Raw genomic sequence first — 13,520 nt, 5'->3', positions numbered from 1 at the left:
CCCCGAGGACGAAACCCGCCTTCGGCTAATCGAAAGCAAACCTGATACGGGCTCTAAGACCTGCGCTTTTCGCGCTTCATTAGGGATTCATAACAGGTTCAATACATTGTGTGCCAACGCTGGCGAAACCTCAATGCCGTCGCTAACGACCTCGACATTCCCTTGCTCCAGGCAACTGCCGACATTCCGGTTAGAGTTTATTAATGGGGGCCGTTTATTTCTCGGGGGACTTTCGGCTATCCTCTAGAACAAGAACTTAACCGAAAAGGCTAAGCGCTTGCAATAACGCCCCGTAATCGAGAGGTACTAGCTATGGCACAAAAAGTACAGGTTCTTCTACTGGACGACATTGACGGTGGCCGCGCAGACGAAACCGTTAAGTTTGCTCTGGACGGGCAGGCTTACGAAATCGACCTGTCCCAAGCACACGCGAATGAGCTTCGCGAGGCTTTGGCTAAGTATGTAGATGTCGCTCGTCGCATGGGCCGCTACAACGTCGGTGGCGCACAGCGCAGCACCACCCGTGGATCGGTGAGCCGTCGCATCGCCGCTGACCGGGAGCAGAACAAGGCCATTCGCGAATGGGCCTCTGCCAAGGGTCTGAAGGTGTCACCGCGCGGTCGCATTCCACAGGAAATTGTCGACGAATACCACGCCACCGCTGGCAAGTAATTAGCCAATTCACATTGGCTAACCCATCACAAACACACTCACATTCGTGACTGAGCGAGTCACTATCGCGCACCGACACAGGGTAATTCCGGCAGGGCTTTTCCCGGTGTGAACTCTTAAGAAAAAGCTGCGCTGCCTGCGTGTTTCTCGATCGCCGCGCGAGAATTTCGCAGGCCGTATCGGCAAAGTGCTTCGCCGATGTCCCGGATGGGAATCCCGTTCATCGGCCTATGCCGAGCCCAGCGACGCATTCTTAACGAAGGCCGTTCCAGGCACGGACATTCGAAACACCGACCGCTGGAGACTAGCGCCAGCATCTAGTGGTTAAGGCGTTTCCGGCCACTGCGGTATGCGAGTCGTTCACCACACGTGACATGACTTCCCGCACAGCGCAGTCGAAAATTCAGCTCATCGGCGCTGTGCGGCAACTGCGCACAGTGATGAGCGCAGGCGTCTCGGCGTCTGTCCATAACGCGCTGTCACCCGTTCACCGGGGCTCAGTGTCTTCTGTTCGCTGTCAGCGCAGGACTATTTGTTCGCTTTCAGCGAAGTTCAGGGGCCCACCTATGACGTGGGCCCCTGAGCTGTACCTGCAGGAATATTTGTCCCGCACAGGTTTGTTGTCCGCCACGTGGGCCCTGGACAGGGCTCGCCGGGAGATAAGGTATAGGCAAGTACTAGATCTATGACAGCAATCGACCAACTACAGACTGAGCCGACCCAGGTGGTGCGGATCACTCCCTAGGAGGATTCCGAACTGGAACAGACACCACCGGCCCGTCTACTGGCGGGCGGCGCACGTTTGGCGGAACAAGTGGAACGACACAGCATCCCCACGCGCGGCACTCGACGACCGGGACCTCCTCCGAGGTCGAACGGAAGACGCGGCTCGGCTTGGGGCGGACGCAAGGAGCAGGAGCGTAATGTTTGAACGGTTTACCGACCGTGCACGACGGGTAGTTGTCTTGGCACAAGAAGAGGCCAGGATGCTCAACCACAACTACATTGGAACAGAGCACATCCTGCTGGGCCTCATCCACGAAGGTGAAGGGGTGGCGGCGAAGGCGTTGGAAAGCCTCGGCATTTCGCTCGAAGGCGTCCGCCAGCAGGTAGAAGAGATCATTGGTCAAGGCCAGCAGGCTCCCTCGGGACACATCCCCTTCACCCCTCGGGCGAAGAAGGTCTTGGAACTGAGCCTGCGCGAGGCGCTGCAACTTGGCCACAACTACATCGGCACCGAGCACATTTTGCTGGGCCTCATCCGCGAAGGCGAGGGTGTCGCCGCGCAGGTTTTGATCAAGCTCGGGGCCGACCTCAACCGCGTGCGCCAGCAAGTTTTGCAGCTGCTGTCGGGCTACCAGGGCAAAGAGCCCGCGGGAGCCGCGGCCGGTGCCACCGGTACCGAGGCGCAAACCTCTGGCTCTTTGGTGTTGGACCAGTTCGGACGCAACCTCACCCAGGCTGCACGCGACGGCGGGCTCGACCCCGTCATCGGTCGCCAAAAGGAGATCGAGCGCGTCATGCAGGTGCTGTCGCGCCGCACCAAGAACAACCCGGTCCTCATCGGTGAGCCCGGCGTCGGTAAGACCGCCGCCGTCGAGGGTCTCGCCCAGGCCATCGTCAAGGGCGAAGTCCCCGAGACGCTGAAGGAAAAGCAGCTCTACACGCTGGACCTCGGCGCGTTGGTGGCCGGTTCTCGCTACCGTGGTGACTTCGAAGAGCGCCTGAAGAAGGTGCTCAAGGAAATCAAGACCCGCGGCGACATCATCCTGTTCATCGACGAGATTCACACCCTGGTGGGTGCGGGTGCCGCCGAGGGCGCGATCGACGCGGCGAGCATTCTCAAGCCGATGTTGGCCCGAGGTGAACTACAGACCATCGGTGCGACCACCCTGGATGAATACCGCAAGTACCTGGAGAAGGACGCCGCGCTAGAGCGCCGTTTCCAGCCCATCCAAGTGGCCGAGCCATCGCTGGCTCACACCATCGAAATTCTCAAGGGCCTGCGCGACCGCTACGAGGCACACCACCGCGTGTCCATCACCGACGGCGCACTGGTGGGAGCGGCCACACTGGCCGACCGCTATATTTCGGACCGGTTCCTGCCGGACAAGGCAATCGACCTCATCGACGAAGCGGGCGCGCGCATGCGCATCCGCCGCATGACCGCCCCGCCGGACCTGCGCGAAATCGACGAGGAACTGGCCGAGGCGCGCAAGGACAAAGAGTCCGCCATCGACGCGCAAGACTTCGAAAAGGCCGCGCAACTGCGCGACACCGAGAAGCAGCTGCGTGACAAGCGCGACAAGCGTGAGAAAGAGTGGAAGGCCGGAGACCTAGACCAGGTCACCGAAGTCGACGAGGAGATGATCTCCGAGGTTCTGGCGAACTGGACCGGCATCCCGGTCTACAAGCTGACCGAGGAAGAGACCTCACGTCTGCTACGCATGGAAGACGAGCTACACAAGCGCGTCGTGGGGCAAGAGGACGCCATCAAGGCCGTCAGCCAGGCGATCCGTCGTACCCGTGCGGGTCTGAAGGACCCCAAGCGCCCCAGCGGTTCGTTCATCTTCGCCGGCCCCTCCGGTGTGGGTAAGACTGAGCTGGCCAAGGCGCTCGCGGAATTCCTGTTCGGGTCCGAAGAGGCACTCATCCAGCTGGACATGTCCGAGTTCCATGACCGCTACACGGTCAGCCGCCTCGTCGGCGCGCCTCCCGGGTACGTCGGTTACGACGAAGGCGGGCAGCTCACCGAAAAGGTGCGCCGCAAGCCATTCAGCGTGGTGCTGTTCGACGAGATCGAGAAAGCTCACCCGGACGTGTTCAACACGCTGCTGCAAATTCTCGAAGACGGACGCCTCACCGACGGCCAAGGCCGCATCGTGGACTTCAAGAACACGGTGCTGATCCTCACGACCAACCTGGGCACCCGCGACGTCGGCAAGGCCGTGTCGCTGGGCTTCCAGGCCGACCAGGGCGAGGACTCCGACTACGAGAAGATGAAGAACAAGGTCACCGACGAGCTGAAGAACCACTTCCGCCCGGAGTTCTTGAACCGTATCGACGACACGATCGTGTTCCCCAAGCTCAGCCAGGACCAGATCGTCCAGATCGTCGACCTGATGACCAAGCGCCTCGAAATACAGCTGGCCAACCGCGACATGGCGTTGGAGCTGACCGACAACGCGAAGCTGTACCTGGGACACAAGGGCTACGACCCGGTGCTGGGCGCACGTCCGCTACGTCGCACCATTCAGCGCGAGATCGAAGACACCTTGTCGGAGAAGATCCTCTTCGGCGAGTTCACCGCCGGGCAGATCATCATCGTCGACTGCGAAGGCGACCCGAAGGATGTCGAGAAGTCCAAGCTGACATTCCGAGGGGCCGACAAGCCCGAGGGCGTGCCAGATATCCCAGTGGCAGAGCTGGCGGGCGACTCCGCCCCGAAGAACCCCTCCAGCGGGGGTGGCACGATGCCACCGCGTGGCTCTGAGCCACGTGGGGGCCAGGCCGGTCAGGCAGGAGCCTAGAAAAGTCGCTCCTGTGCGTTTGACGCGCAGCAACGGCACATAACAACGGGTGGGGCGGTTCGACCTTCGGTCGAACCGCCCCATTTCTGTGTCTATTTTGTGGGAATGCGGTCACGGGTTTCCGAGAATAAAGTTCCCCACTGCAATTAGACGCCATAAACGAGGAGTGGGCTTACCAGAAATTTTTCTGGTAAGCCCACTTTGTGGCTGTCAGTGGGGGTCAATGACCCGCCTGAGCTACCGGTCTACGTCAACGGGACGTTGGACCGGTTCACAATGCCGATGCGGTCGTCACCATTATTGTCATCCTCGTCGTCATCCTCGTCGTCATCCTCTTCATCGTCCGTTGGTGTCTCCGTCGGTTCGTCATTGACGTAGGCACAGGTCACGATGGCGACGTTCGATCCCCTCGACACTGTCGAGCCGCCCGAGGGGTCCTGGCTGATAATCCGACCGTCGTCGCTTTCGTCGCAATCACTTGATTGGGACTGCGAAACCGAGAATCCACGGTCACCTAGGCGGCCCAGGGCCGCATCGGTGGTGTCGCCGATGACGTCGGGAACCTCTTGCTGGTCACCCGAGGAGACATAAATGGTCACCGTGTCGCCCGGCTGCATGGGAGTTCCCGGACTCGGGTCCTGGCCAATGATCGTGCCCGAAGCACTCGAATCGGATTGTTCCTCGCACTCACCGTTGAGGTTGTTGTCTGTCAGCCAACCCAAAGCGGCGTCACAGTTGGTGAAGTTGCTCAGATCGTTCAACTCGATCGAATCGGGGTCCGTCATCACCTCTAGCGTGATGACCGTGCCGCGTTCTTCTTCGAGACCGCCAGCGGGGTCCTGATCGATAACCAAGCCAATATTGGGGTCATCCGGGTCATCGGCGGGCGTCCGTTCCACGTCGACCACGAAATCCAGGTCTTCGAGCGCGTCGACGGCTACCGATTCCTCGTCCCCGACCACATCGGGAATCTCGACGAGATCCAGTGGCTCGTCCATCAACTGCCAGGCCGCCCACGCGGCTCCGGCCGTCAAGAGAAGCGCCAACACGATACCCAAGAAGATGAGCCAACCCTTTTTCTTCGAGTTTTCCGGCTCAATGGGGGTCAGCGGGCCCGTGGCGTCGGGAGTGGCGTTCAAAAGCTGGGTGCGTTCGTCCTCGCCCATCACCATCGGCGCGTGAACGGCGGCGCCGATAGCGGCCCGCTGCAAGTCCTCACGCATTTCCCCAGCCGACTGATACCGGTTCTCCGGGTTCTTCGCCAGCGCCTTCATCACGACCGCGTCGACTTCTGGCGGTACGTCCGGGTTCAGTTCCGAGGGAGGCTTGGGAGTCTCGCGCACATGTTGGTAGGCAACGGAAACCGGGTTGTCACCGGTGAAGGGAGGGTGGCCGACCAGGAGTTCGTAGAGAACGCAGCCGGTGGCGTAGACGTCGGAGCGGGCGTCGACGGTCTCTCCGCGCGCCTGTTCGGGGGAAAGGTATTGGGCCGTACCGATGACGGCAGAGGTTTGGGTCATGGTGGCCTGGCCCGACGCCATCGCGCGGGCGATACCGAAGTCCATGACCTTGACCTGTCCGGATTCGGACAGCATGACATTGCCGGGTTTGACGTCCCGGTGGATGATTTGGTGTTTGTGGCTGAAGTCCAGTGCCGAGGACATGTCGGCCACGACATTGCAGGCGCGGTCGGCGTCGAAGGGCCCCTCGGCAATGAGGACTTCTTTAAGGGTGCGGCCAGGAACGTATTCCATGACCATGTAGGGCACGCCGCCCTCTTCGCCGGTGTCGAACACGGCCACGATGTTGGGGTGGTTCAAGGAGGCGGAGTTTTGCGCTTCTCGTTGGAAGCGGATGAGAAAGCTCTCGTCGCGGGCCAGGTCGGACCGTAGCAGCTTGACGGCCACGTCTCGCCCGAGTCGCCGATCGCGAGCGTGGTGGACCTCGGCCATACCACCGTAACCGAGGACGTCCCCGATCTCGTATCGTCCGCCTACCAGGCGGGGCTGCGCCGTCATGTTCCGTCTAGCCCTCTATTTTCTACGTGGTCGCTTGAGTCTAATCGCACGGTGGGAACTGGCAGTCCCCGATGTCGCCACTTGGTTCGTCGCTGTGCTGGGTGTGGATGGTGATGGTCTCATCCGCGCTGAGTTCACCTTCGGGCGAGATTCCCGATACCTCGTCCCCAGATCCCTGGATGCGAACATCGTAGAACCCCAGACCTTCCAGACTCTCTTGGGTGGCTTGTGGGTTCCACCCCAGGTAGTCGGCCGAAGCTATGGCAATTCTGTCACCGTATCCGGTGGGTGTCTCTTCTTTGTCGGTTGTTTGCTCAGATGTGGTGGTATCTGCGAGATTTCCCTCGTTTGCGTCTTGCGTGACCAGATACCAGCCTAGTCCGCCTGCGAGGGTGGCTGCGAGGAGTACCGCTGCGAGAATACCCGCCAGGCGGGCGCGGCTGCGAGGGACACCGTGGCTGGTCGTGTTACCAGGCAAAGCGATCGGCATCGTGCCATGGGGGTTACCGTGCGCAGGCGCGCCGGTGCCGCCGGTGTAGGGGTGGTGGACGTCGTTGAGTCCGTATGGGGTGGTGAAGGATGCCGGGTCGGAGCCGTACCCAGGGGCGAGGCTGGGGGCCGGGTCGAGGGTTGTCTCCTCTGAGTTGCCAATTGGGCTCGCGTATGGCTGAGTGGGGGCGCTGGGTGCTAGATGGGTGCCGCCGAGGTGAACGCTCGTGGAGGCGGCGTTTTTCATGTCCGCGGCGCTGCGATGGCGGGCCGAGGGCACCTTTTGCAGGGCCTTTTCGACGAACTGTCGCACTGCCAGCGGAACGTGGTCTCCCAGCGGGGGGGCGGGGGTGCGGATGTGGTGTAGGGCCAGTTCGATCGGATTGTCCGATTCGAAGGGCCGACGCCCTTCCAGGGCCTGGTAGGCGACCACGCCGAGGGCGTATATGTCGACACTGGGACCGAGTTTTCCCCCTTCGGCCTGTTCGGGGGCGATGTAGGCGGCGGTTCCCATGATTTCGCCCGATGCGGTGAGGTCGCCGGTGGCCGCCGACCGGGCGATGCCGAAGTCGGTCAGCAGCGGGGTGCCATCTGGGCGTAGCAATATGTTGGACGGTTTGATGTCGCGGTGGATGATGTGGTGGTCGTGGGCGTGTTGAAGCGCGTCGGCGATCGCGGCGATGAGTGGGAGGACTGTGGTGAAGTCCAGGCGGCCCTGTTGGGCGATGAGGGCTGTCAGTGAGGTGCCGGGGACATACTCCATGACCAGGTAAGCGGTGGTGTCGTCGTTGCCCAGGTCGGCTTCGCCGTAGTCGTAGACGCGGACGATGTTCGGGTGGGTCAAGGCGGCGAGCATTTTGGCTTCGGCTTTGAAACGTTTGGTGAATCCCTCATCGGCCAGTAGGGCCGGCAGGAGCGCTTTGACGGCGACTTCCCGGTCAAGCACCGTGTCGTTGGCACGCCAGATTTCGCCCATGCCACCGGTGGCGATGCGGGCCGTGAGACGGTAACGCCCGCCTAGGACTAGGTCTGGGGACAACACGATGCGCTCCTTCATGGTCGTGGCGGCCCTGGGCGGGGCCGCACCACAAGTTTCGGTCGGCCCGCTCGATGATGGCGGCAGGTTCACCCGGGGCTTACCTGGGCGGAGGTCGGCCAAACCTGGCAGGTTCCCCTTAGCGGACCTGCGTGGTTGCCGCCAGCGGGTTCGACCGACTCCATCATCACCGGCTGACTTCCATCGTCGCGGACATCGCGTGGTCCCACATCACATGGTCGTGCCAATGTGCGGGACTTTTTCGTTCCCGCTGTGGCCATCGACCTGTCTGTTCGCATTAATGCGAGTTCGTCTGCGCCCGGCTGCGGCGGGTTCTTCGGTGCTTAGCCGTCCAAATGCATCGACATGAGGGTGCGGGCGATTTGGGCCGCCTGGGTCGCGCCGCCGTCTCCATGCTGGTGCAGGAAGACGGCCACGGCGATGGACGGGTTGCCCTCGGCGTCATCGGCCCAGGCGATAAACCAGCCGTGGTTGGGTCGTTTATTGCCCTCGGAGTCGGTGTTTTCGGCGGTGCCGGTCTTACCGCCGACGGTGTGCCCGGAGATTTGGGCTCCCGGCGCAGTGCCTCGTTCTTCGACCACGGCCTGCATGATCTTGCGCATCTCGTGAGCTTCCGAGGCCGACAAGACCTGGTTGAGCTGCGAGGAGTTGTTACGCCGCATGGTCGATCCGTCGTAGTCTTGGATCTCGTCGACCAGGTAGGGCTCCATGAGCTTGCCGTCGTTGGCCACCGCTGCGGCGATCATCGCGTTTTGAGTGACTGTGGTGTGCACGTCCTGCTGTCCGATACACGACTGGGCCCGATAGGCCGGGTCCGACACGTCCCCGATCCCACTTGCAGCCGTCCACAGGGGCGTGGTGAGGTCTTCTCCGAAACCGAAGTCACGGGCGATGTCCAGCAGGTGATCCGCGGTCAGTTCCTCCACGCACATCTGCGCGAACGTCGTGTTACACGAGCGGGCGAACGCTTCTTGCAGCGTCAGTTGTCCTTCGGGGCACTGGTTGGTGGAATTGGTGATGACATGGTCGGTGTTGGGCAGCTCGTAGCTGTTCCCGGCGGAGACCATCGTGTCGGCCGAGTAGCCCAGCTCACGGACGGCAGCCGCGGCCACCAGCGTCTTAAAGGTCGACCCGGGAGCATAGTGGGTCTGGCGGGTACGGTCGGTGGCTGGGTTGACGCCAGCGGCTTCCTGTTCCTGAAGTTCCGCCCACGCCGCGCTTGACACGTCGCCGCTGTTCGAAGAGATGTCATTGAGGTCCCAGGCCGGGTTTGTCGCCTGAGCGAGGATCGCGCCCGTAGTCGGGTCGATCGCCACAACGCCGCCGTCCGAGCCGGAGTTTTGCAGCCCTTCGAACGCCGCAACCTGCATGTCGTGGTTGAGCGTGGTCAAAACATTGCCGCCGGGTCGCTCGAAGCCGGTGAAGGCATCGGCGATCTGCCGGAAGAAAAACACCGAACTATCGCCAGTCAATACCCGGTTTTCGGTGTGTTCGAGTCCGGAATTGGCGTAGTTGTGCGACTTGTAGCCGTGAATGTTCGAATACAGCGCCCCTTCGGGGAAGTTGCGTTCGAACCGGATGCGCTCCGCGTCGGTCTCCACCGACTGCGCGATCACCGTGTCTCCGGCCAGGATGCTGCCCCGTTGCACCGAGTACTCCGCGATCAGTGCCCGCGCGTTGAGATGATGGGTGTCGTAAAACTCGTGATTGAAGAACTGCACCCGTGTCACCTGCGCAAACAGCAGCACAAACAGGACGAGGGACACTCCCGCCATGCGGCGTACGGTTACGTTCAACGGGGATCTCCTTGGGGCGCAAACACGTGAGTACTTCTTCGAACCGCGGGAATTCAGCTTACCTGCCGGGTCACCATGGACCGGGCAGGCGGGCGGGCCACGCCAAGGCAGGCGCCACGTAGGTTTCACAGACGTTAAGCGATGTCAGCCTACCGTGCCCACATCGGTGGTCGACGGGTTGAGGACGGTAGCCGAGGCCATCGCCACGCCAGATTTTCGCCGCTCAGTCGGTGAGGTAACGCTCCATCAAGTCACCGGCGATGTCGGCGGCCTCGCTAGAGGCGTTTTCACCGTAGTTGGCCAGGTAGACGGCAATCGCGATCGCCGGAGAGTCGTCTGAGTCCTGCGCCCAGCCAATAAACCAGCCATGGTTGGGTCGACGGTTGCCATCGGAGTCGGTGTTTTCCGCCGTGCCGGTCTTGCCACCCACCACATGAGAGTCAATGGCGGCGTTGGTGCCAGTGCCGTCCTCCACAACGGCCCTCATGATGAGTTCCATCTGCTGTGATTCAGCCGCGGTGAGCACCTGACCGGCTCGCGAGGAACTCTGGCGGTCCATCGTGTTGCCCTCGCTGTCGCGGACCTCGCTGACGGTGTTGGGCTCCATTCGCTGGCCGTCGTTGGCCACCGTCGCGGCGATCATGGCGTTTTGCATGACCGTCATCCGCACATCCTGCTGTCCGATACACGACTGCGCGCGCAAGGCCGGGTCGTCAATGTCGCCAAGGTCGCTGGCCACGGTGGGCAGTGGCGTCGCGAACTCCTCCCCCATGCCCAGGTCGCGCGCCATGCCACGCAGTTGGTCGGGCTCAAGCTGATCCACGCACAGTTGCGCGAACGTCGTATTGCACGAGCGGGCGAACGCCTCGCGCAGCGGCAATTCGCTCTCGGGGCATTGGTCACTGGCGTTGGTGATCACGTGTTGAGTATTGGGTGGCTCGTAGCGGTTCCCAGCGGGGACCATCGTGTCGGCCTCAAAACCGAGTTCCCGAATCAGCGCGGCACTGACCACGGTCTTGAAGGTCGAGCCGGGGGCGGCGTGATTGGAGCGAGTCCGGTCGACACCGGGGTCGGCGTCGTCGTCGTTGAGAGCGTCCCATGCCTCTTGCGCCACCGCGCTGTCATTGCTGGCGACCTCGTTGGGATCCCAACTTGGGTAGGACGCCTGCGCCACCACCGCCCCCGTCTGCGGCTCCATCATCACGATGCCACCGCGAACGCCCGAATCGGCCAAAGCTTGATAGGCGGCCTGGTGAACATCGGGATCAATCGAGAGGATCAGATCCCCTCCCAGGGTTTCCTCACCGGTGAATGTGTCGCGGACCCGTTGGAAGAAGAATCGGGAATCCTCGCCGGTGAGCACGGGGTTCTCGGCCTGTTCCAGGTTGTTCATGCCGATGGTGGGCGAGATGAAGCCGGTGATGTTGGCGTAGGTGGAACTTTCGGGGTATTCGCGTTGGTATCGCAGCTGGGAGCCGCCGACGTCCACAGAGTGGGCAATGAGGGTGTCACCGGCGTAGATCGACCCGCGCGGCACCGAGTACTGGTCGATGAGGACTCGGCCGTTGTACTGGTTGTTGGCGTAGAAGTCGTGGTCGATGAACTGTACCCGCGTCACTTGGGCCAGCAGCAAGGCGAACATGGCGAGAACGACGATGGCCATGCGACGTAGGGCGCGATTCACCGACTCCCCTCCCTCCCGGGGTCTGAGGGCCCACTCAGGTGCGATCCCACGTGCCTAGGTGGTGTGGGGAATCCAGGTGCGACAAGACGTCGCGCCCGCGCACACCGTGGTTGAGCCTCGGATACCACCTTGGCCGATGCGGCGAGGGTTTGTCCACCGTTCGCCGACATCGTCTCGCCCGGGCGCGCAGCCTTCCAGTTCCGGTCAGGTCTGGTTCTCGACCATGACGCTTTAGTGCGTGGAGGGGCAAGGGGGTGGCACCGGGCCAGTGGGGTGGGATGAGCAGCTGTGAGGCCCACCTTCGGGCTCGGCAAGGCATCGCGCCGAGTCGGCGCGATGCCGGTTAGCGGTGAGAACCGTTGTCACCGGGGCCGGTGTCGCCCTCTGATTTGCGATGTTGCGATGAGTCGGACTCGTCGTGACCGGCGAAGGTGTCATCGGAAAAGCGCGGCCACTGGTGGCCGCTATGGCTTGGGCCGCCAGATGCGGGCGAGGGTTGGCCATAGGATTGTGGCCCCGAAGGCGTTGGACCAGCCGGGTCCTGCGGAGTTCCCTCCGCGTAGGGCTGGTGGCCCGGTGAGACGTCAGTGGTGGAATGTCGCGGCGGAGAGGAGTACTCCTGCACCGGGCTGCCGGAGACAGGCTCCTCCAGGTCCACCAACGATTCCTCGCGGGTGCCCGACGAGGTGAGGTCGGCCTCCTCATCTTGGGTTCTGGGCAGCGACACCAGCTCGGTGGGATTGTCGGCCACGGCCGCGACTTTACGCTGTTCCAGTGCCTCGACAGCGGCACGTTCCCGCGCCTCTTTCTCCCGCTGCTTCTCCCAGTACTCGGGCGGGGCCTCCACCTTGTTGAGGCCATAGCCCGGCTGCCACGGTTTGCGCGACTCATGCGAAAGCCGGATCAACAACGCCGCGAGCACCCAGTTGGCCACCATCGAGGAGCCACCCAGGGACAGCCATGGGGCGGTGAAACCGGTCAACGGGATCAACCCGGTGACACCAGCGCAAATGACGAACACCTGGAATCCCAAGCCAAAGCCCAGGCCAGCCGCCAAGATCTTGCCAAACTGGTCGCGCAGCATCAGACCGGTCTTGAACGCCCGCACCACTATGAGCGCGTACAGCACCAAGACGGCGATGAGGCCGACCATGCCAAGTTCCTCGCCCAAACTTGCCAGAATGAAGTCCGAGTCGGCGAACGCCACCTCCAGTGGGTGCCCAGCGCCCGGGCCGTTTCCTAGCAGCCCGCCAGAACCCATGGCGATAAGGCCCTGCACCAGCTGATGGGAGTCGCCGTACACGTAATCGGCGTTGAAGGGGTCCAGCCAGATGCGCACCCGCAACTGAAGGTGGTCGAAGAACGGATAGATCGCGACACACCCGGCCACAAACGATGTCAGGCCGATAAGAATCCAGCTAACCCGGCGGGTGACCATGTACAGCATCGACACGAACATGCCGAAGAACAACAAGGAGGAGCCCAGGTCGCGTTCCAACACCAGCATGGACATACTGCCCATCCACAACACGACCACTGGCAGGAGGTCCTTGGCGCGGGGCCACTGCACACCCAAGAACTTCGCTCCCGCGACGCTCAAGACATCGCGTTTACGCACCAAATAGTAGGCGAAGAAGATCAACAGCATGAACTTCGCGAACTCGGCGGGCTGGACGGCGAAGCCGGGGAAGTTGATCCAGCGTTTGGAGCCGTACGCGCCACCGGAGATGGAAGCGGGCAGCAAACCAGGCAGCGCGGCGAGGAAGACCCCCAGGAAGCCCAAGGTATAGGCGTACTTGATGAGGTCGCGGTGGCTCTTGACAAACCACAGCACGACGGCGAAGACCACCAGCGCCGCTATGAACGACATGAGTTGGCGGCCACCGGTGCCAGAGAAGATACTGGCGTCGACCGTGATGCCATTGTCGTGCACGTTCAAGCGGCGCACATACACCAGGCCCAGGCCGCTCATAAAGCCGATGACAGGCAGGAAGATCGGGTCCGCGTGCGGGGCGAGCCACTGCACGATGCCAAAGGCCAGCAGTAGCAATACGCCGATGGTCGCGGGCAGGATGAAAACATTCGAGGTGGGCTCGTTGTCGTTGAGCGCCATCTCGATGGCCAGTTCCAAGGCGAACAGGGCGATGACGGACAGCCCGATGAGATACAGCTGGCGCCCAATGCGCTTAGGCATGCCCGATGTCGGGGTCATGGGGGTGTCGTCGTCACCCTTGGGTTTGGACGCAACAGCCTTCGCCTGGGACATCGTTTCTC

The 13,520-nt window shown here is 62.2% G+C and carries 6 protein-coding genes and 1 pseudogene; 2 read left to right on the top strand and 5 right to left on the bottom strand.

Annotated features, from left to right (window positions below):
* The first annotated feature begins 312 nt into the window (after positions 1-312).
* The gene (locus JQS30_RS01710) at positions 313-672 is read left to right on the top strand and encodes a histone-like nucleoid-structuring protein Lsr2 (protein WP_213171683.1); all 360 of its coding nucleotides are present in this window, start codon (positions 313-315) and stop codon (positions 670-672) included.
* A 923-nt stretch (positions 673-1,595) separates the two neighbouring features.
* Positions 1,596-4,106, top strand: a pseudogene (locus JQS30_RS01705) (ATP-dependent Clp protease ATP-binding subunit); the annotation flags it as partial.
* Between the two features lie 341 nt (positions 4,107-4,447).
* Here the strand turns inward: JQS30_RS01705 and pknB are convergent.
* From pknB to JQS30_RS01680, 5 genes are all read right to left on the bottom strand, one after another.
* Positions 4,448-6,220 carry a Stk1 family PASTA domain-containing Ser/Thr kinase gene (pknB, locus tag JQS30_RS01700; protein WP_213171681.1) on the bottom strand — a complete coding sequence of 591 codons (1,773 nt, stop codon included), beginning with the start codon at positions 6,218-6,220 and terminating at the stop codon, positions 4,448-4,450.
* A gap of 40 nt (positions 6,221-6,260) precedes the next feature.
* A complete protein-coding gene (locus JQS30_RS01695) occupies positions 6,261-7,751 on the bottom strand; it encodes a serine/threonine-protein kinase (RefSeq protein WP_213171680.1) in 1,491 nt (496 codons plus the stop codon).
* Between the two features lie 338 nt (positions 7,752-8,089).
* A complete protein-coding gene (locus JQS30_RS01690) occupies positions 8,090-9,562 on the bottom strand; it encodes a penicillin-binding transpeptidase domain-containing protein (RefSeq protein WP_213171679.1) in 1,473 nt (490 codons plus the stop codon).
* 223 nt (positions 9,563-9,785) lie between these two features.
* On the bottom strand, positions 9,786-11,246 hold the full coding sequence (locus JQS30_RS01685; protein WP_213171678.1) for a penicillin-binding transpeptidase domain-containing protein: 1,461 nt from the start codon (positions 11,244-11,246) through the stop codon (positions 9,786-9,788).
* 343 nt (positions 11,247-11,589) lie between these two features.
* The gene (locus tag JQS30_RS01680) at positions 11,590-13,512 is read right to left on the bottom strand and encodes an FtsW/RodA/SpoVE family cell cycle protein (protein ID WP_213171677.1); all 1,923 of its coding nucleotides are present in this window, start codon (positions 13,510-13,512) and stop codon (positions 11,590-11,592) included.
* Between the last annotated feature and the right edge of the window lie 8 nt (positions 13,513-13,520).

The sequence above is a fragment of the Natronoglycomyces albus genome, from assembly GCF_016925535.1.
Lineage (GTDB): Bacteria > Actinomycetota > Actinomycetes > Mycobacteriales > Micromonosporaceae > Natronoglycomyces > Natronoglycomyces albus.
This window is presented reverse-complemented; position numbering and strand designations above follow the sequence as displayed.